Annotated in this window: 11 protein-coding genes; 2 read left to right on the forward strand and 9 right to left on the reverse strand. The window is 52.7% G+C overall.

The window, feature by feature from the left end; translation table 11 throughout:
- From CRP01_RS03505 to CRP01_RS03535, 7 genes are all read right to left on the reverse strand, one after another.
- The coding region (locus tag CRP01_RS03505; protein ID WP_143473250.1) for a WD40 repeat domain-containing protein at positions 1-706 on the reverse strand (706 nt) is incomplete at its 3' end.
- Between the two features lie 110 nt (positions 707-816).
- Entirely contained in the window at positions 817-4,083 is a 3,267-nt protein-coding gene (locus CRP01_RS03510; protein ID WP_099148619.1) for a caspase family protein, read from the reverse strand.
- A 52-nt stretch (positions 4,084-4,135) separates the two neighbouring features.
- Positions 4,136-7,321, reverse strand: a complete 3,186-nt coding sequence (locus CRP01_RS03515) for a WD40 domain-containing protein (protein ID WP_099148620.1) — start codon at positions 7,319-7,321, stop codon at positions 4,136-4,138.
- A 62-nt stretch (positions 7,322-7,383) separates the two neighbouring features.
- Positions 7,384-10,986 carry an eIF2A-related protein gene (locus tag CRP01_RS03520; RefSeq protein ID WP_099148621.1) on the reverse strand — a complete coding sequence of 1,201 codons (3,603 nt, stop codon included), beginning with the start codon at positions 10,984-10,986 and terminating at the stop codon, positions 7,384-7,386.
- Between the two features lie 156 nt (positions 10,987-11,142).
- Positions 11,143-14,649, reverse strand: coding sequence for a caspase family protein (locus CRP01_RS03525; RefSeq protein WP_099148622.1), 3,507 nt, complete (start codon positions 14,647-14,649; stop codon positions 11,143-11,145).
- Positions 14,650-14,694: 45 nt separating this feature from the next.
- Entirely contained in the window at positions 14,695-15,642 is a 948-nt protein-coding gene (locus CRP01_RS03530) for a DUF928 domain-containing protein (protein ID WP_099148623.1), read from the reverse strand.
- 32 nt (positions 15,643-15,674) lie between these two features.
- Positions 15,675-17,309: a M48 family metalloprotease gene (locus CRP01_RS03535; RefSeq protein WP_099148624.1), complete on the reverse strand. Its 1,635-nt coding sequence runs from the start codon at positions 17,307-17,309 to the stop codon at positions 15,675-15,677.
- Between the two features lie 287 nt (positions 17,310-17,596).
- Here CRP01_RS03535 and CRP01_RS03540 point away from each other — a divergent pair, with 287 nt between their 5' ends.
- Positions 17,597-19,120 (forward strand): coiled-coil domain-containing protein, encoded by a 1,524-nt coding sequence (locus tag CRP01_RS03540; RefSeq protein WP_143473252.1) that lies wholly within the window; start codon positions 17,597-17,599, stop codon positions 19,118-19,120.
- Between the two features lie 346 nt (positions 19,121-19,466).
- Positions 19,467-19,892, forward strand: a complete 426-nt coding sequence (locus tag CRP01_RS03545; protein ID WP_099148626.1) for a hypothetical protein — start codon at positions 19,467-19,469, stop codon at positions 19,890-19,892.
- A gap of 30 nt (positions 19,893-19,922) precedes the next feature.
- Here the strand turns inward: CRP01_RS03545 and CRP01_RS03550 are convergent, their stop codons facing one another.
- Together CRP01_RS03550 and CRP01_RS03555 are read right to left on the reverse strand one after the other, a co-directional pair.
- Positions 19,923-20,648 (reverse strand): glucosamine-6-phosphate deaminase, encoded by a 726-nt coding sequence (locus tag CRP01_RS03550; RefSeq protein WP_099148627.1) that lies wholly within the window; start codon positions 20,646-20,648, stop codon positions 19,923-19,925.
- 85 nt (positions 20,649-20,733) lie between these two features.
- Complete coding sequence (locus CRP01_RS03555) at positions 20,734-21,963, reverse strand: Nramp family divalent metal transporter (RefSeq protein ID WP_170110203.1); 1,230 nt, start codon at positions 21,961-21,963, stop codon at positions 20,734-20,736.
- Positions 21,964-22,020 lie beyond the last annotated feature (57 nt).

The raw sequence follows: 22,020 nt of genomic DNA on the forward strand, positions 1-22,020 counted from the left end.
CTGAATGCCCTTCAAATGTTTTGATTTTCTGTCCCTCCAGGTCCCACAGTATTGCGGTACCATCAAAGGATCCGGTGAGGATGAATTGCCCGTTGGGGGAGAAGGCCACGGACCAAACCTGCTCTGAATGCCCTTCAAATGTTTTGATTTTCTGTCCCTCCAGGTCCCACAGTATTGCGGTACCATCAAAGGATCCGGTGAGGATGAATTGCCCGTTGGGGGAGAAGGCCACGGACCAAACCAGCTCTGAATGCCCTTCAAATGTTTTGATTTTCTGTCCCTCCAGGTCCCACAGTATTGCGGTACCATCACCGGATCCGGTGAGGATGAATTGTCCGTTGGGGGAGAAGGCCACGGACCAAACCGGCCCTGAATGCCCTTCAAATCTTTTGATTATCTGTCCCTCCAGGTCCCACAGTATTGCGGTACGATCCGGTGATCCGGTGAGGATGAATTGTCCGTTGGGGGAGAAGGCTACGGAAGTGACCGGCTCTGAATGCTCTTCAAATCTTTTGATTTCCCGCCGCTCCAGGTTCCATAGTATTGCGGTGTTATCATGTGATCCTGTAAGTATTGACTTCCCATTGGGAGAGAAGGCTACAGAACTGATATCTTTTGTATGCCCAATCGGTACCACCAACACCGGCTTTTGCCCCAACAGGCTAGCCGTACCCCACAGAGCGAATAATAAAAAAAGATTTTTCATGCTATCATTGATTTTCACCTGGATATACCGGATGTTTTTAGTAGTGGCTTAGACCTTCTAAGTTTTCAAAACTTAGAAGGTCTTGTAGGTCTTGAAAGTCTTTCCTTCGGTCACTCCTGATGCAACATCGGCTTCACTTTCCGGAAAATATACTGCACCAGTCGTTCCACATCATCGGTAGCTTCCACCTCCAGTATAATAGGCGGTTCGTTCCCCCGGATCAGCCGGATGTCCGTATGGATGATCCCCCGGGCATCGACCGAATACAGGCCGTTGAGGGTATATCCGTTCGGGTAATTATTTATTTCCACAAAAAGCAGATCTGCATCTTTCCCTTTTTCCGTTTCCCGGGCCAACTTTTCTCTCAGCCGGACCTCTATCCCCTGGTCGTCAGTAATGGTTTCCCGGTTGAGGAAGCGTATCCAGTTGACGACCGGTTTTTTGTTACCGATCGAGATGTCGACCCGTTCGTCAAAAATGCCGATGTCGAAGCTGGCACCGGTGCTGGGAAATCCCAACATAGGCGATTGGATACCGTTGATGCTGGTAGCCAGACGCGGCACTTCATCGGCGGCGTACTGGAATAATTTCATCACGTCCACGTAATCCCCATCGGCCGTATTGCGGGTGGCTACGCCCAGCATGCCCTGCAACAGGGCGTAGGTGAGCAAACCCTGGCCGTATTCGGAGGCTTCGTAACTGACCTTATCCGCTGCACTGCCGGACAGGATGAAGGTGCCGGTACGGTCCTTCATACGATCGAGGGCCCGGATCTGACTGGAATTGAGGCTGCGGGTCGTACTGGTCAGGTTGTCGATGACCTTCCCGGAATTACAGGCATCGATGATCAGTACCTGTTTGAGGGCGGCGATGTCTTTGAGCCAGGCGGTCAGTTCTTCCGTGGAAACGGTGTAGCGGGCCCGGGCGTCCGGATCGCTGAGCATATCTTCACTGTTGACATCGTGCGTCAGGTAGTAAAACTGTGCCGCTTCGCTCGCGCCGTAGGTAAGGCCGTGACCGGATAAATAAACCAGTAATACATCTTCCGCTTTGGCTCGCCGGCGGATGTCCTTCAGGGTGCTTTCAATGTTGGCTTTACTGGCAAATTGCCAGTGGATGGGCGTCGCCTCCAGACCGGTCTCGGTGGCCGGCACCGTACTCAGACAGTGCACTTCAATACTATCTCCGTTCGCAAAAAGATTGGCGCCTACGGACTGTAGGGCTTTGGCCATCGCCAGGGCATCCTGAGCGGCGAACTGCAGGTCCAGCTGATCCCCGTTGTAGTCGGAGGTTCCAATGGAAACCACGTACATTTTGGGATCCAGACTGGCTTCCCAGGAATTTTCCGCACCGGAGCCATTACCCTTTGCCCGGGCGGCGGGGCGATAGACCAGTTCTACGGAAGGGCCTTTCAGCCAACCGGCCTCATTGAAAGCCCGCAGACTGACAATATTGGTACTGTCGGGGTGCCGCAGCAGCAGATGGTGGGTGCCGCTCAGATTATAGGAAAACGCTGTTTTGCGATCCGGATTGACATCTCTTTCCACTTCTTTTCCATTGACGAACACGCTAACGGGGCCGATGCCGCCATTTCTTTCGGTCAGTTGTACCTGGAGTTGTTCCCCTTCGATCTGGGCGCTTAATTTGGGGTAGAGCATTAGTTGGTTCATGCCTTCCACCGAGCGTAGGCGTTCCGGTGAGTAGCCCAGCAATTTTTGCAGCAAACCCGGTTCGAAGTACCGGCCTTTGAGTTGATCCAGTTCGATGATCTCCAGATCGACGACATAGTACAGTAGGTTCATGGCACCCGGTGAGGCATCAAATAACCCATCCGGCTTGATGATCACCCACTCCCGGTCGTTGAGCAGGTAAAGCTTCGCCAGTAATTGATCCTGGCTCTGATCGACGAGTTGGATACTGTAATCAAAGCCATTGATCTTCAAATCAATCCGGCGTCCGTCCGGTAATGCAAACTGGTGCTGCAATGTTGAGTTATCCGAAGGAGCGGGTAATGGAGTGAGGCGGCCGGACGGCAGATCGAACGACCATTGTTTACCATCGGCCCGGATCCGAAGTTTTCCATCCGGATCCAGGCCGGCTTCCCGGGGTTCCACCGGATAGCCGTATTCAAACGATTGGGTGATCCGTCCAGATTGCAGATCCCTGACCAGAATATTTCCCTGCCTGTCGGCGATTAAAACCGCAGGTTCACGACCCGGAGCCCGGAAGGGGAGGATCTGATCCAACTGATCGTCGTAATTCTCCTGCACCGTGGTGACGGCCTGTTCCCAGATCTTTTGGCCCCGATCGATATTCCAGGCTTCAAGCTGGTGCTCACCGGATTTAAAGAGCCCTATCAATCCGCCCGAGGTGTTTTTCAGGACAGGGGAAAAGATCTCGATATCCGGCCCGGAGTAAAGGTACAGATCAACTTCGATCAATAGTTCCGGTGGCCGGCCGGTCGTGAGATCCTGCTGTACGATCTGACCGTTATCGAGTAAGGCGTAGAGATAGCGTTCATCCGGGGATAAGGTGGTGCAAACCGGAACTCCGGGGTACGGGCCAAGGTCCCGACCGAATTTGCCCTGTTCATAGTTAAAGAGTTTCAGGTGCGCTTGCTCCGCTTCTCCGGTGTTCAATACGGCGATCGGCTGGGTGGTCATCAGATCCACCACGATCGGCTTATGCGTAAAGACCGGAGTGAAGGTGCTTTTTTCCGACTTTTTAAAGTCAATAAGACTCAGGCTGTATTGGAACTCAGGGTCGAGGATATCCTCCTGGTCCGATTCTACGATCAAAACCTGCAACGGATGGATGGGGAGCGGAAAGAGTTCGGCCTTTTCGTGTACGAACAACTGGCTCTCTTCGGGGCCTTCCCGCTCGGCGATCGGATAACATTTAATCTGATAATCGTACAAATCGCCGGTTCCCCCGGGATCGTACTCTTTGGTAAAAAGGAAGTTGCCATCGGCAGAAAAATATCCTCTGGGAGCAGTAGTCAGTACGCCCCTTTTTTGTTTATCCCTGTCCCAGAACTGTATTTGGGGATAGTTATCCAGACCGACGCTGGTATAAATGATGCCGGAGCCATCCGGCATCATTTCACAATAACTGCCGAAACCCCGACTGAAAACGTAATCGGTGGGCAGGGGGAAGTTGGAAATAAGTTTGCCGGTAGCTACATCCCAAAAGCGGAACTCATTATTCATGAAGGTAGAAATAACGGTTCCGTTTGCCGAGATATCTACTTCGTGAATACCCTCGGAGAGCTTTTGCGGAAAATACAAACGGGCCTGCTGGGCCGCCAGGAGCAGCGGGAATACATTTACCACGAGAAAAAAGACCTTTTTTACGGAATAGGGTCGAAGTTTCATCATTTTAGCTTATACTTTTTACGCTGATCGGTCCCCAAAAAGTGGACGGCATCCATTACCGAATAGCCCTTTTTACCTCCCTCAGCACTAACTTTACCAGCCGGTCGGGATCATCCGTCGGCGGGATCTGCAGATCCATTGGATCTTCTCCATTTTTAAAAAGTTTGATGGTCGTACGGATCTCCGTTCCCGTTATGCTGTACAGTCCACTCAGCGCATACGCTCCCGGATACTTCATGACATCCACGTAGATCAGGTCGGCATTTTTTCCCTTTTCCGTTTCCGACCGAAATTCCGCTTCCAGTAGGCTGACCAGCCCCAGATCATCTTTAAGGGTCACCTGATTCAGGAAATTGGAGCGGATCATGACCGGTTTTTTACTGCCGATGGGAATATTGGCGTTTTCGTCCACGATGCCGATATCGAAACTGTCCCCGGTCTGCGGAAAGCCCAGCATGGGCGTTTGGATACCGTTGATGGTGGCGGCCAGCCGGGGCACTTCATCGCGGGCGTGCTGGAATAACTTCATCACATCGATATAGTTGCCTTCGGCCGTCTGGCGGGTAGCTACACCCAGCATACCCTGCAGCAGGGCGTAGGTGAGCAGTCCCTGACCGTATTCGCTGGCCTCGTAGCTGACCTTGTCCGAAGCGCTGCCGGAGAGCACGAACATACCGGTGCGGTCCTTCATGCGATCCAGCGCGCGGATCTGACTGGAATTGAGGGCCTTGGTACCGCCGGTCAGGTTTTCAACGATCTGGCCGGAATTGCAGGCGTCGATGATGAGTACCTGCTTCAGGGCGGGAATATCGTTGATCCAGTGGGTGAGTTCATCGCTGGAAATGGTATAGGCTTTGCGAATGGCAGCATCACTCAGATCCTCACTGGCAATGCCCTGGGTAAGGTAGTGGAACTGGGCCTGCTCGGCGCCACCGTAGGTCACACCGTGCCCCGAAAGGTAGACCACGATCACATCTTCCGCCCGGGCTTTTTGTTTGATGGACCTGAAAATGGCTTCGATATTGGTTTTATCGGCAAATTGCCAGTCGATGCGTGTGCCCGCCAGTCCGCTCGCGCCTTCCTGCGCGGTGGAGAGGCAATGAACTTCCAGACCGCTGCCGTTGGTGAACAGGGCCGTACCCACCGATTCCAGGGCCCGGGCCATCATGGTCGCGTCCTGGTCGGCAAAGCGAAGATCCAGTTTGGTACCGGTATAATCGGAGGTGCCGATGGAGACCACGTATAGTTTGGGCGTCAATTGACCGACCTGAGCGGAACCGCCTCCTGAACTTCCGCTTCCCCGGCTGCGGGCGGCCGGTACCCGGTACTCCAGCTGGATGGCCGGACTCTTCAGCCAGCCTTCCTCGTTGTAGGCCCGGATACTGATGATGTTGGTGCTGTCCGGATGGTGTAGAAAGTAATTTTCAAAAGGCCTGAGGTCAAAGTTGATCCGACTGGCCCGCCGGGCATTTTCTCCTCGGCCGGGGGGATTGGCGTCTTCCGCCACTTCCTTACCGTTGATGAAAATGCTGACCTTGCCGATGCCGCCGTTGCGTTCTTCGAGCTCAATTTGCAGGACACCCTGGTTAATCCTGGATTGGACTTTGGGGTAAAGCTTGACCGCTTCCAGATTCTCGACGGGCCGGATCCGTTCGTCGGAATAAGCGAGTAACTTTTGCAGCAGTCCCGGCTCGTAGTAGCGGGATTTGAGTTGTTCCAGTTCGATAACCTCCTGCTTACCCTTGTCCTCGATGATATAATACAGCAGATTCATAGCCTGTTGGGAGGCATCAAAAAGGCCATTTGGGCTCATAACCACCCAGTCCGCTTCATCGATATTCAGTAGGGTGGCGATTTCCTGCCGGGTAGTCAGATCCCAGAGTTTTACGGTACCGTCGGTCGATCCGGAAGCCATCATTTTGCTATCGGATGAAAAAGCCAGGCCGGTGATCTCGCCTTTGTGGCCGGTAAAGGTATGGATCCGCTGACCGGTATTCACATCGTGCAGATAAATATGGTGGGTCCAGTTGCCCAGCGCCAGCAGACTGCCGTCCGCGGAAAGCGCTCCGGCGGTCGTGTAGCTGTTGGAGGGTTCCTCGTACCGGTACAGCATCCGGCCCGATGGTATATCCCACACGTAAGCCACCGTTCCGTCCTTTAACTCGTGGTCCGTGAATAGGAGAAACCGTTGCTGGTCAGCCGAAAAGATAACCTGTTTGAGATCCTGTCCAGTATACGGACCCTGATCAAGCGTCTTGATCGGGGCCAGGCCCGGTAGGCCCCAAAGTTCAGCCAGGAGATATCTTCCGAAGTCATTATCCATTCTTTCGACACTTACGCCCAGTTTGCCATCCGGAGAAACGCCCAGGATATTTATAGGAGGTAGTTCATCAGCCGGTTGCGGGAGTGGTTGCTCCTCGGCCGGGAGCTGGGGTTGTTCAATGATCCGGCTCGATTTGAAATCCCAGATCCGGGTTTTTCCTTCCCAGGTCGTCCAGATCAATTGCGAGTCCTCGGTTGCAAATTGCAACTTAACCGGTGGGCGGGTATGACTTTCCAGACGGCGGATCAGTTGGCCGGTCTGCAGATCCTGTAAAATAATGGTTCCGTCACCACGGCCCCGGGCTATAATGGTACCATCCGGAGAGATCTTGTTATCGGGGTGCGTCAAAAATGAATTCTCCTCCTCGGTTTCCCCGGGCAGGTTATAGCCCCGGACGGTTTTTTGGGTCGCATGTTCGTAAAGGATGACCCGACTGTTGCTATTAGCCAGCAAAAGGTATTTCCCGTCCGGACTGACGTCTTCCAGTTCGAATCCTTCCGGGAGTTCCACGTCGCCGGGAGGAGACTTGATGGGCGGGGCCAGGCGGTTATAGCGGGGCGGCCCGTCGAATTCTTCTGACAGCATGTCCCGCTGTTCCGGGTGGTTGAAATCATATACCCGGGCCCGCCCGTCCGTCCATCCCCGGCTGTATTCCACATAGCGCAGATCTTCCGAAGCGCTGAGGGACCCCAGTATGGTCGTACTCATATGCGGAGAGGTCTTGAGCAGTTTGCCGCTATGCACGTCCCAAAGCTTCAGGCTTTTATCGTAGCTGGACGATACCAGTAAGGCACCGTCTTTGGAAAAGAGCAAACCGCTCACGTGGTCGGTATGACCGTTGGGCAGGCCAAGCCGGGGTTTCTGGGCGGCAGCCGCGATGGTTAATAAAAGAAGGCTTAAGGACAAGAGTTTATTCATTGTGTTTTTATGGTCTAATGACGTTTGTAATTTAAACTATACCGCGGGCTGGATCAGCATATCTACTCTGTTTCTTGTATGCCCTTTTTCACCGCTTTTAAAATATTCTGGACCAGGCGTTCGGGGTCATCCGTCGGGTCAATGTTCAGTTCCTGCGGCTCATCATTTCCAAATAATTTAAGCCGGATACTGATCATACCCTCTTTAATGGTATACAGCCCCTTTACCGAATAGGCTCCGGGATACTGATTGGTGTCCACGTAGATCAGGTCGGCTTTTTTACCCCTCTCGGTTTCCTCCCGGAATTTTTTTTCCAGCAATTCGATCAGGCCCAGGTCATCATCCAGCAGCGTTTGATTTAGGAAGACCGACCGGATCAGAACGGGTTTCTTTTTATTGATCAGGATGCTGCCGGGGTCCTTTACAATACCAATGTCAAAGCTGGCCCCGGTAGTGGGGAATCCCAGCATGGGCGTTTGTATGCCATTGATCGTAGCGGCCAGGCGCGGCACTTCGTTGCGGGCGTATTGGAAGAGCTTCATGACATCCACATAATCTCCAACGGCCGTACGTCTGGTAGCTACCCCTACCATACCCTGCAGCAGGGAATACGTCAGCAGACCCTGCCCGTATTCGCTCGCCTCGTAACTTACCTTATCGGCCGCACTACCGGAAAGGACAAACATGCCGGTGCGGTCTTTCATCCGGTCCAGGGCAAGGATCTGGCTGGAATTTAGGTTACGGGCTCCCCCGGTGAGGTTTTCCACCACCTTACCCGAATTACAGGCATCGATGATCAATACCTGCTTGAGGGCGGCTATCTGGTTGATCCATTGGGTCAGTTCATCACTCGAAACGGTGTATTTATTGCGGATATCTTCTACCTTGATCATGTCCTCGCTGGCAATACTGGTGGTCAGGTAGTAGAACTGAGCATTTTCTCCGTCTCCATAGGTTTTTCCATGTCCGGAAAGGTAAACCAGTAGGATATCCTCGGCTTTTGCCCTGGTTTTAATGAGCTCCAGAGTGGACTTGATATTTTCTTTATTGGCGAACTGCCAGTGCACCGAACTGCCCGACAGGTCGGTAGAATCCTGGGTTGAAGTTGTCAGGCAGTACACTTCGAGACTGTCGCCATTGGCAAACAAATTGCCCCCAACGGATTGCATAGACAGGGCTATACTCGTCGCATCCTGATTGGCAAACTTCAGGTTCATACCAGGGGCCGCATAATCCGAAGTTCCGATGCTGACCACATACATTTTGGGATTGGATTGGCCTACCCATCCGGAATTACTACTGTCCCCTTCACCTTTTGCCGATTTAGCAGGACGATATTCCAGCTCGATAAAATTACTCTTCAGCCATCCGGCTTCATTGAAGGCAACCAGGCCGATGTGATTTACACTATCCGGGTGATGAAACAGATATTTTTTCGCCTGGCTCAGGTCATAGGAAACCTGGTTTTGGCGCTGGGGATTTATATCCCGGGCTACTTCTTTGCCATTGACAAAAACACTGAGTATACCTATGCCTCCGGATCTTTCCTGGATTTGGATCTTGAGTTGATCCTGTTCAATGGATGGGCTCAGGTCGGGATAGAGCGCTATTTGGTCCAGACCTTCCACCGAGCGGATCGGCTGGTTGGAGAAGCCCAGTATCTTCTGGAGCAAACCGGGTTCCCAGTAGCGATATTTAAGCTGTTCAAGAGCAATTACTGTGTACTTTCCGGTGGAATAATCCACATAGAACATATTTGCCATAGCACCATCCGAAGCATCAAATAAGCCGGATGGGGTGGTAAGCACCCAGTCGTAGTCGTTGATAAAGTAAAAAGTGGCTATTTCCTCGCCATTTACCGGAGACCAAAGTCGGAGTGTCTGATCGCTACTGGTGGTGATTATATACTTGCCATTTTGCAGGTAATCGGCAAATAAAACGCCATTAGAATGCCCCCGCAGCGTAAACAACTCCTGGCCGTTCAGGTCCCAGACTTTAGCCGTCTGATCTCCACTACAGGTCAGGATCTGTTGCTGGTCGGGAGAGAACGCTACGGCGTTTAGCCAGCTGGTATGACCAGTAAAGGTCCGTTCTACCGTACCATCCAGGTTCCAAAGCTTTGCAACCTGATCAAAACCTCCCGTAAGGATCTGCTTCCCGTCCGGGGAAAAAACGGCAGTAGAAATGAAATGCTCGTGCCCTTCGAGGCTTACTAATTCGTGCCCTTCGAGGTCCCATAATTTAGCAGTTTTGTCACTACTGCCGGTAAGAACGGTATCCCCGGTTGGTGAAAAGGCAACCGAAGAAATACTGTACTGATGTCCTTCGAAAACACTTTTTTGTTCACCATTGGTGTCCCAGGTTCTGGCGAAATAATCCTCACTGCCTCCACCAATAAGGACGAGATCACCTTTCGGCGAAAAAGTGGCCGATGGTGCCCCGCTGTAATCTGCGGCGTAGGTCGTGAATCGATTCAACACCTTTCCCTGCATATCGTAACGTTCCAGTGTCGGGTAGGGGGTTGCGGTCAAAACGGAATTTCCATCTGGTGAAAATTCAACATCATATACATTGCCCAGGTCGGTATCAAACCCCAATTGCAATGGGAAGCCCGACAATTGATTTTCCTTTAGATCAAAGATCCTAATGGTGGTATCCAATGCTCCCAGCACAATTTTTTCACCGTCATTCGAGAGGTCAAAATCACTGATAGCGGGCGAATATCCCCTCAAAGTAGCCTGGGGGTGCCCCTGCAGATTCCAGATCCTAGCCGTTTTATCCAGACTGGCCGTAAGCACGCGTTGTCCGTCCGGAGAGAAAGCGACGGTGGAAAGATGGTGTTCATGTCCACGGAAAGTCTGTACGGCAGTGCCGTTTAGATCCCAAAGAATGGCCGTTCTGTCTTCGCTGGCCGTAAGGATGTGTTCCCCGTCGGGAGCAAAGGCGACGTCTTTGATGCGCTGAGTATGACCCTGAAATGTATTCAACTCTTCTCCGGCAGTGTTCCAGATACTTACAGTATTTCCTTTTATGGTGACCAAAGAATCTCCGCCCGGAGAGAATGCAAAACGAAATCCTTTGATGATCTTTTCCACTTTACCTTCTGGATTCCAGAGCAGGATGGTATCTACACCGCTTCCGGCCGCGATATATTTACCGCTGTCGGGAGAAACTTCGACATCATAGACCCCGGCGCGTACATAATCTGTATGATTATCTAATTTCTGCAGCTCCTGACCTTCCAGGTTCCAGCGACGGGTAGTCTGGTCGTCGCTTCCCGTGACTATTTCATTTCCGTCCGGTGAAAAAGCTACGGTCAGAATTTCCGACCAGTGGCCTTCAAAAGTCTGTAATTCTTTACCGTCCAGGCTCCATAATTTGGCGGTTTTGTCCCGGCTGCCGGTCAGGATGTTTTTGCCTTTTGGCGAAAAAGCTACTGCAGTTACGCCCTCCTGATGGCCGCGGAGGGTTTTTAGTTGCCGGCCTTTACGGTCCCATAATATGGCCGTATTATCTTCGCTGCCGGTGAGGATGAGTTGTCCGTCCGGAGAATAAGCCACTGCACTGATATAACTGGCGTGCCCTTTAGGTACCATCAGTTCAGGTCGTTGGGCCTGAATGACCAGAGGGAGGAGCAGGGGTAAAAGATAAAATAAACGTTTCATGCTTTACTGGGTTTGGATTAGAGAAAGTTAGCACCTCCCATCTATTTTTAAATGGATAAGTTGTACCGCAAGCGTCGCTTAACCCAATTGCCGGAATCAGGAGCGATTGCTGGCAGGTAGCGACGGTTGTTGCAGTAGTGCATTTTCTAAGGCTTATCAGTTGCTGCGCGCGGCCAGTACTTTCTTTACTTGCCTGATAATATACCGGACCAGTCGTTTGGGATCATTGGTTTCCGGAATCTCCAGGTTCACCGGATCTTTTCCATCTTTAAATAATTTAAGATCGATGCTGATGTTACCTCCATTGACCGTGTACAGTCCCCCCAGGGAATAGGCGCCGGGAAGTTTGTTGAGATCAGCGTAGTTCAGGTTGCCGTCGCTGCCTTCTTCGGTTTCTTCCCGAAAGACCATTTCTATCAGTTCAACCAAATTCAGATCATCTTGTAGTTTGTCCTTATTCATCAGCAGGGAACGGATCAGGGTTGGTTTTTCCTTTCCGATAGGAATGTTGACGGTATTATTGAAAATACCGATGTCGAAACTTGCACCTGCTGCCGGAAAACCGAGCATGGGGGTCTGTATGCCATTAATGGTTGCGGCCAGACGCGGTACTTCATCCCGGGCGTGCTGGAACAGTTTCATGACATCAACATAGTCCCCGTCGGCAGTCCTTCGGGTTGCTACTCCTTTCATTCCCTGTAGGAGGGAATACGTAAGTAGCCCCTGCCCGTAAACGGTAGATTCATAACTCACCTTATCCGCCGCACTGCCGGAAAGCACAAACATGCCGGTGCGGTCCTTCATGCGATCCATGGCCCGGATCTGACTGGAATTCAGGGCCCGCGTATTCCCGGTGAGGTTTTCCACCACTTTTCCGGAATTGCAGGCGTCGATGATCAGGACCTGCTTGAGGGCCGGGATCTCGTTGATCCAATCGGTGAGTTCACCACTGGAGATGGTATACTGGTCGCGGACCTGTTTGTCGCTGATCATTCCTTCACTGGCCACACTGCCGGTGAGGTAATAGAATTGGGATTGTTCGGCACTGCCGTAGGTGAGGCCGTGCCCGGACAGGTATACCAGCAGGACGTCCTCCGCCTTGGCTTTCTTTTGGATCACCTGCAGGGTGGCCCTGAAATTTTCTTTATTGGCAAGCTGCCAGCGGACGGGAGTGCCTTCCAGCCCGGTCGACCCGGCCGCCGCGGTGGTCAGCGCGTAGACTTCGATGCTGTCGCCGTTGGCAAACAGGTTGGCGCCTACCGCCTGCATGGCCCGGGCTATGGAGGTTGCGTCCTGGGTGGCATACTGGAGATCCAGTTGGGTGCCGCTGTAATCGGAAGTCCCAAGGGCGACCACGTACATTTTGGGGTTCAGCTTGCCCCGCCAGTTGGCACCGCCACTTGCGTTGCCTCTGCTCCAGGATGTCGGTTGGTAGGGTAGGGTGACCGCCCCGCTTTTTAGCCAGCCATCGCGATTGTAGACCCGCAGGCTGACCGTGTTGGTGCTGTCCGGGTGCCGGAAGAGGTAGTTTTGTTTTGGTCGCAGATCGTAGGTGATACTGGTTTGGCGTTGGGTGTTGGCATCCTGCTCGATCTCTTTACCGTTCATGAAAATGCTGAGTGCGCCGATACCACCGGATCGTTCCCGGAGGTTTATCTTCAGCTGGTCGTCCTCAATGACTGCGTCAATTTCCGGATACAGGTCCACCTGCTCCAGGCCCGCTACCGAACGGATCGACTCGGAAGAATAGCCCAGGAGCTTTTGCAGTATGCCGGGCTCGTAGTACCGGCTTTTCAATTGTTCCAGTTCGATGATCTCCGATCGGTCGCCCTCAAGGATCTTGTAGAACATCAGCTCCATCGCCCGGGGCGAGGCATCGAACATGCGGTTGGGCGTCATAACCACCCAGTCTTCGCTGGCCAGATTGATCAGGGTGGCCATCAGCCCCCCTTTTTCGAGGTTCCAGAGTTTGACCGTCCCGTCCTGAGCATTGGTCATCGAAAGAAACAGTGCATTATTCTGCGGAGCGAACGCAAACCGGGTTACTGCATTGGGGTGTCCATCCAAACGCGTGAAACGACCGCTTTTTTGGTTGAAGACGGAAAATTCTCCGGTCCCATGACCAATAAGCAGATAATTTCCATCCGGCGAAAATGCCAAACCGGAGATCCCCAGGTTTATAGACACGGAAATCTGCTGACCCTGACCTTTTTCGATGTCCCAGAGGATGTTTGAGGTTTCCGCTCTCCGGGCCTCCAGAGAAGTCCAGAAAAAAATATGGTTTTTATCCGGAGAAAAAATCGCTCCTGCTATCGCATTCCCCGATTTCAGGATATCCCGGACACCGTTCAGGTCCCGAAGCTTGCGATCGCCATTCCCGTTCCACAATTCCAACTGATCGTTGGCACCCATCCGGACGCTCAGTTCCCCGTCTTCGGAAATCCCGAGCGCACCGTCGGGTAAGGAAACGCCTGGTCGCGGAGGCTGTTGCGGCTCGGAACGGACAATGCCGTTGACCAGATCCCAACTGCGGTGGCTTCCATCGCTGAGCCGGAAATGGAGCTGCCGGCCCTCCGGCCCGAATTCGGCGTGCTGCACGGCTGCGGTATAGGCTTTGAGAACGGTTTTTAACCGGCCGTTCCCGGCGTCGTGCAGGTAAATAGCTCCATCGGCTCCTCCCCGGGCCACCAACTGGGCGTTAGGGGAGAAAGTGGCCTGATTGAACACCAGACTTTCCGGCCGACTGCCGGGATCGATCAGATGGGTCGGCGGATAACGACTGAACAACGGCAGCAGCTTTTGGGATTCGATATGAAATAAGCCGGATTGCCCCCGGGAATCGGTGATCAACAGATGTGTACCGTCCGGACTGATGTCGTTGAGGTAAGTACCATCGGGCAGATTGACCCGGGCGTGAACGAGCCCGGTTTGCATCTGCCAGATGGTAAATTGCCGGCCCGCCGGCCCGTCCGGACTGCCGAATAAGTACGCTCCGCTACTATTAATGGCTATGATCGGGCTCAGTCCGGCAAAAGTGACGGGCGGAGCGGACCGTTCCTCCCAAATGCCGTGGAGGCTCATCTGGTCGCCGGAGCGCTGGTAATAGTGGATGCCGTCGGGGCAAAAACCATAATGTTCCGCACCGACCCCGTTGGTGAAATAGACCACCTGGCCGGAACCGGAAAACCTGATCTGGGTGACGGACTGCAATTCACCCTGGTAATCCCGCGCGGGAGGACCGGAAGGCGCTCCATTTAAGTCGTTCAGCAAACTGTTCAGGTCCGATTCGACGGGCTTGGGACTAAGATCATTCCCATCCCAGAAATTATTGCTTTCCAGGTTCCAGATCCAGTTGTACCAGTTGCCGGTCATGGAGCCGGAAAAATAAGTGACAAGGTTTTGTTCCGGAAATAGGAATAAGTTTCGCAGGAAGGGCGCAGCGGAGATCTCCGGAGAGGTCTTGAGCAACTTCCCGCTTCGAACATCCCAGAGTTTCATGGTATTGTCCATGGAACTGGATACCAGATACCGGCCATCCGCAGAAAACCGCAGACCGGTGATGGCTCCGGTATGGCCGAGATTTAACCCCAGTTCCGCAAGTTGAGCGCATACCAGAACGGGCAGGCACAGTAGTGCCACTAGTGCAAATAATTTACTGGGCATGAGTTTCTTTTTGGAGACAATGGAAGAAAAAAGTTCAACGCTCGGCTATTCGATCATATCGTACCGCCAGCGGAACGATTCGTAAAGCAACTGAGCCAGTTGATTCTTTTTGTTTTTCCGCGCTGCGGTTGCCAGGCGATCGTAGGCTTCGGCCAAAAATCCGGCCTGTTCCAGTACACTGGCTTCCATCAGCATTTTGGCCGCCGGATCACCCGTTTGGTACATACCGGAGGACCGCAGACTTCTCTGGAGTTCGGACAATTCCGCGGGAGCGGCGTAGACAAAACTGATGTTTGGCGTATTCAATTCCGGGTCTTCCAGAGCGCTTACCTGCCACTTGTAGGTCTTGCCGTTTTCTAGGCGATAGTCAGTAGAGTTGAGGTCCAGGTCAAATCCTTTTACTTCCTGCTGCCAGAGCACTTCGTCATCCGACGAACGCAGCGTAAAGCGAAATTTCTTCAGTTTGCGTTCCGGATCGTCCAGTTTCCAGCTGAAGCCCAGTTCGCTGCCGCTGACTTTACCTCCGGTGGGTTGCAGCCGGATGATCTCGTATTCTTTGTTACCGTGGCCGTCCTTTTCCAGTTTGCTGGGCGGTGGTGGCGGTGGGTCGCCGGCTTCCGCAAAACCCGAGCGGACCTGGAAATAGGGGTTGAGAGCTTCGTCGACCTGCCCGCTCATGAGTTCAGCCAGGTCGTTTTCACGGAACAGGCTGACATTGCCGGTAATCGCGGCGACGTTCTGCTCGCCGCTGGTGTTGACCACCGCGTACTCTTCATCGTAAAAAATACCGACGGTCGCTCCCGGATAGATCTTCAGGGTGCCTCCCGGAGCCAGTTCCGTGCCGGGCTGGATCTTTTCGAGTTTGGCATTTTCACTGGCAGCATATTTCACTTTACCGGTGATGCTGTACACTACGGGAACCTGATCGTTTTGTGCGGGTAGAGCGAGATGGATGGTAAAAAATAGAACAAAGAGCCAGATTAGCTTTTTCATAGCTGAAGTTTTAGAAGGTAATGGCGATATGTTTACAGTTTTGTTGAGTAGACGATCCATTGCTGTAGTTGATTTTGGTCATTTAAGAGAAAGAGTAGGTGCTGTTCGGGATAAGACAGGCAACGCCCCGCCGGCAGTTCCAGGGTCTTGGGCGGATCCCCGTAGGCCCGCAGGATCTCGTGGGCCTGATCCCCGAGCCGGATGCCCTTCTGGGTAGCGCCCTCGTAATTGGGCATAGTCTGGTGGAACAGCGCATACTCCCCTTCGCTGACGTAGTGGATCAACAGCTCCGACTGTTCCAGATTTTGTCGGCCGCAGATGACCTCGTTCGGCAGTTCGGAAGTGATGGTGAACTGTGGCTCCGCCAGCACATCTTCTAAAATCACCTCCTCAATAGTTTCCACTCCGGTAGCGGGTTTGGTCGCGATCACCGGTGGTGCCGGCGGTCCCTGAATGCGGGCCAGATTGGCCTGGGCCAGGGCGCGATTGCCGGGCAGAGCCAGCGTAAACTGGGTGCGGGCCTCATCGATCTTATCCTGGAGGGCATTGATGATCCCCAGTGCGATCTGGGCGTCGGCGGACTGTTTGAAACTAGCGGATTGCTGACTTAGCGCCAGGGCCTTACTGGCAAAATAAGTAGCGTCCAGCCAGGCTTCCCGCAAGGTGTATACAATGGCGAGATTCAGATAGCCGATCGGCTTTTCCGGAGCCAGTTCGATGGCATTCTTCAACCAGCTTTCAGCGTGCCGGAGCAGTTCTGCTTTTTTTTGATCCGCATCGTGGATCTCGCGGGTGTTCAGGCCGTCCAGTCGGCTACCCAGATCCAGTTCCAGCGGAAAGGCGTACGGCAATTTCAAGGGGTCGGTCAGGTGAATGGCACCTAGACAGGCATTGACCCCGGCATTATTATAGACCTCATAACTCTGAAAATCCGTCAAGATGTTTTGGTAGTATTGATCGGCAGTGGCGTGGGCTTCGAGCAGGGTCAGCAGATTGGCCATCAGGTAAACGTTGTGGAGTTTCCGGAGCCTTTCGGCCGTACTGGCGCTGGTGATCAGCCGTTCTTCCAGGTTGGGATAACCTTCGATCGCAGCGGGCAGGTCGTAAGCTTCGTAGGCCTGTTTGAGGAATTTATCAAAAACATTGTAGGTATTGTAGCCGGCGGAGATCGCCAGAATACCACCCAGGTAGTCGGCCTGGACTTCAAATTTCAGTCCTTCGTTCAGCTCGCCGATCTTGGTGCTGATGTCCAGCTTTTTATTGGCGCTGACAAAACTCCGGCTCCAGTCGTGATTTTCGTAGTAGTGGGTGATCTCATGGGCCAGCAGGGCCGCCATAGCGTTGAGGGAGTCGGCTCCCATCCGGGTACATACATCGTAGGCCGTTTCCTCCAGTCCGATCTCCGTAGTGAAGGGATTCATCCAGGCTACGTAGCGCTCACCCGCGTTCATGACGAACTTCGGTACGGGCTTCCGGCTATCTCCCCGGGCCTGAATGAGCTGGTCGTAGAGGTGTTTGGCCGTTTCGTATTTATGGTCCCGGATCTCTTTGGGTAGCGCCCGGGAGCGACCGTTCTGCACGAATGCAAATAAACTGTCCTGGGCAAAGGTAGAACTACTGGTTACCACGCAAAGGATAAATACGACCGTTCGCAATAAGACGCTCATAGCAAGGATGCTTTATGATTTAATGGGCATAATCCGGCAGGAAGTGTAAGTGTCTTCTGCCGTAAGGACTACTGATTACATTTAGAACCGGAGAAAAAGGTTACCTTTTTCAGCCTTGCCAAATATAAAGTTCTACAGGGTCGTAGCGATCATTTCAATAAAAAAAAAGAGCGGACTGTTGAAGAGGGGAACTGCTTACTGGGCTGTACATTTTTTTGAGTGATGCAAACCGAACTGTTAAAATTCCTATATTGGAAAATTAATAAAAAATACTTAAATCCCAAGCAATGAGAAACTTCTTGATGGCAGTAATTCTAATTTTTGCTCCAATTATCCTTGCTGCTCAGGATCTCCACATTTACTACGATGTCTACAAGGATTCTATTTTCTACAAAAAAAATGGCCAGACGGTGGAAAGGGCCCAGTTGAAGAAGGGAGCCAATGCCGTTTTGCACATTGTGAATTACAATGACTACATCTACGATGTGATGGTCAGCACGGAGTCGGAAAACTACGAGATCCCTTCTTCCGGCATGGGTAAAATGTTCGGTGGCGGTGGAATGGGGGATGCCTTCCGGGAATTAGGAGACGCAGCGGGCAATTTCGGGATATCGGGATTCGGCCTGGAGGCCAATTCCCTGACCGATGAACGCGAAGGGGCGGTGGAATACGAAAGCACGGTTTCCCTGGAAGCGATCCGGCTGAGCAAAAGATTTGAAACGGTCCTGGAGGATATGGCCGACATCGAGAATGATATTGAGGAACTGGGGGAAGACATTGAAGAAAAGATCCAGAATCAGCAGTTTGCGTCCTTCAAAAAAGACCAGGTCTACCAGCTGCGCACCAATCCCAATCTTTCGGCGAATATGATTAAAAAGATCTCCATGGATTACATGGAGCAGGTGCTGGATATTGAAAGGGGAGAAGATTTCGACCTGGAGAAACTCTTTGAGAAATCGGACCCCAAAAAGGTGATCGGATCCACGGTGAAGGATTACAAGACCGAAACGACCCGCCTGGAAGGCAAATTCGCGGAACTGTCCTCCATCGCCCAGCTGCTCTTCGCTTTCGAAATGCCGGGTACGGATAAGGCCACCTTTGAAAGTGCCTTCACCCGGGCGGCCCAACGGCAGGAAGCTTACCAGGAAAAGGTAGCGACCATGGAGGCACAGATCAACGATATTCAAAAGTTAGATATCCAGGAGTTTGCGGATCTCCGCTACATATACGAGGAGATGAAGGATCATCGCTTCGAAAAAACGATCACCCTCAAACCGGAAGACGATCTGACCAAGATCAAGATCAATCTCGTACCCGTGGATTCGGCTCTGATAAAAGGATTGAAACCCAAATCCCTTTCCAATCTGGAAGTGGAGACCTTCGGGGGGCTCAAGATCAACGCCAGCGTAGGTATCAGTTTTGCCGGCTTTTTCAAGCGACCGCAGAAGTATTACGCCCGCGACGGTCGGATCTTTGCCGATGATCTGGATTCATTCACACCCATCATCACTTCTTTCATTCACTTCCATCCGCAAAGTAAAAAGCAGGTATCGCTCGGTGGTGCCTTCGGTATCGGCATCGGGCTCGGCACGGAGAACTCGGGCCTGCAAAACTACTTCCTGGGCCCCAGCATAATTGTCGGAAAACGCCAGCGAATCGTATTCACTACCGGTTTTATGACGGGCAAACTCAACCGGATCTCCCAGGGCTACCAGGTAGGCGACGCCTACGACCAGGACCTCATCCCCACCAAATCAGTATACGAACTGGGCGGGTTCCTGGGCATTTCCTTCAACTTTATGGGGGGGTGATTGTGTTGGGGTGTGTTAAAGTGTTAAAGTGTTAAAGTGTTAAAGTGTTGGAGTGTTGAGGAACGAGCCATTTTGCTAAAAATCAAATCATCACTATCCGACCAATTCTGATGAGACACAGTCTACAGCACAACCCAGGAATATAAATCAGCAGGAGACCAGGAGCAACCCCCCAGCTCCCCGTCTCCTGCGCTCTCCCTCTCCTTGTCTCCCCGTCTCCCCATCACCTTGTCTCCCCATCACCTTTCCCCTCCCTCTCCCCAACAAAATTCCCTGATAATTAACCAATTACTCCCCAGGTGCCAAAGTATTTGATTAAATTTATGAGAACTAAAATCCGCATAGTATGAAAAAGCTCTTTCTTCTCCTGCTGGCCGTCTTCGGCCTGTTACTCTCCTGTGCTAAGACCGATCTCGATCAGACCCTGTTGGAAGACCATCTGGTAGGCAACTGGACCGGCGAAAAAGTAGTGATCACCCATTTGGTGGAAAATGTGGCCCAATGCCCGCGAAATTCGGAAGTGGCCCTGAATCTCGCCGCCAACGGTACGGGTACCTACAACGGTCGTGCCATCGAATGGTCCCGTACTTTCGACGAGATTTCCGGTCGCGAAAAGGTATCCTTCCGCCTGGACGGTAACTCATCCTTTTTCGCCTGGATCGAGGTTGATGAACCGCATTTCCAGCAATGGAGCGGCGACGGCAGGGTATCCGAATTGCAGGTGCCCGGCGACATCAGATGGACGTTGCGCAAAGAAGGTCTGGAATTCTGACAAACGCCAGCAAAAAGGGGGCACTAGGTTCTAGAGTTTACCCGCCGACTCCCGGTCCAGATACAGCCAGGTATCCGGGTGCTCCCGCAGTATGGAGGCCGGAACTTCCGGACTGATCTCCGCCCGAAGCGCGTTCTTTACGGCATCGGCCTTACGCGCATCGGGCACACTGCAAATAATGGTTTTGGACTGCATGATCTGCCGGATGGACATACTGATGGCCCGCCTGGGCACGGTCTCCAGACTGCTGAACCAACCCTCCCCAAACTGCTGTCGGCGGCAGGCTTCATCCAAAGTTACCGGAATGTAGGCCGCATCGGTCTCAAAATCCGCTGGCGGATCATTGAACGCCAGATGCGCATTTTCTCCGATTCCGATAAAGGCCACATCGATGGGATGGGCCTGGATCAATTGCTCCAGCCTCCGGCATTCTGCTTCCGGCTCGGCTTCCCCGTCTACGTAGTGGAAAGCTTTCAATTGTACTTTATCGGCAAAACGCTCCTTGAGGTATTTGCGAAAAGAAGCGGGGTGGGTCGCCCGCAGTCCGATGTATTCGTCCAGGTGAAAGGCCGTGACTTTGGTCCAGTCCACGGGGATCTTCAGCAGGGCTTCGAGCATTTCAAATTGGGAGGCCCCGGTGGCCAGGATGATATTAGCCGCGCCCTTTTCCTCAATAGCACGATTAATGAATTCGGCACCCCGGGCGGCGGCAGCTGCTCCCAGCGCCTGTTTATTTTCTGAGATAGAGGTTTCCATGTAAGATTGTTGAAATTTCTTTTTTTAATAAGTTGGTTCCGATACCGTAATAGGAATGACTATCCTGTACAGCTTCCGGAAATTTTCAAAAAAGACCAATGATCGCAAAGTAACTGGTGATCAGGCTGAAGAGGATCACCGCAATAATGCCGGCGTTCATTCCCTGCCCCGCCGTATCATCGCCCATCAGGGCTTTGCGGTTGATCAGGAGGTAAATGGGGATGGCCACGGCCGGCAGGATCAATGCCTGAAAGGCCTGGGACAGCACCATGACGATGGGCGGCGGTGTGGCCATAAACTGCGTGCCGAAGCAAAACAGGATCCCTACTAGTCCCAGCGTGCGGTACATCGGAGAGCGGATATTCCGTTCCCGACCGGTATAGTCACTGATCAGCCAGGGAGCGATCAGAATGATGGGGAATATCGTCGACAGCCCGGCACCGGCAATACCGAGGATCAGTAAAAACGCGGCGAATTTACCCCCGATCGGTTCGAACAGGCCGATCATTTCCACGGTATTGTTCAGTTGCATGCCCATGACATGCAGAGTACCCGCACCCACGGCCATAATGATCAGACTGAGCACGAACATCATTGTGGCCGAAACGGCGGAATCCTTTTTCTCCTGTTCCAGTTCTTTGATGGTCCAGCCCTTTTCGGCCACCACGGTACTGCGCATGATGAAAACGGCCGCCGAGCAGGTCGTACCGGCAATGGCTGCGATCAGCGCAAAGGCCCCGTCGGTCTTCGGAATGGTAGGGATCAGTCCGGAGGCCAGACTGGAAAAATCGGGTCGCACCATAAAAAACACCAGAATGAAAGTCAGCGCCATCAGGATCACAAACCCCATCAGGATCTTTTCGAAAACCTGATAACGACCGTACCAGAACAGTGCGTACAGAAATACTACCAGAATACTGGTGATCAGCAAGGTATTGACGGGAGTGCCCGTCAGCAGACGGAATCCTTCACTGATCAGATCGGAAACGATGCCCATGATGCCCATCAAAGCCAGCATTTCGCCAATGATCAGGGCGATCATGATGTAAATGGCCAGGACCTTACCGAAGCGGAAATTGTTTTTGATATTGAACAGGGCGGTATGCCCGGTCACGAGGGTCGTCTTCCCGTAAGCGACCATCAGGATGTAGGTGAAAATACAGGAAAGGACCAGGGCCCAGGTCAGGGTCATGCCGTATTCGGCTCCTACCTTGGCCATCGTGGTGACACTACCGGTCCCGATATTGTAACCGATCAGGAACAGCCCCGGACCGACGGCGCTGAGGCCGATCGCGATTTTTTTTAGGATACTCAAGGTTTCAGGTATTTGCCGGCTGCACTCCGGAGATTGTTCCGGTCCGCAGCCGGGCGT

Source organism: Flavilitoribacter nigricans DSM 23189 = NBRC 102662, from assembly GCF_002646595.1.
GTDB lineage: Bacteria > Bacteroidota > Bacteroidia > Chitinophagales > Saprospiraceae > Flavilitoribacter > Flavilitoribacter nigricans.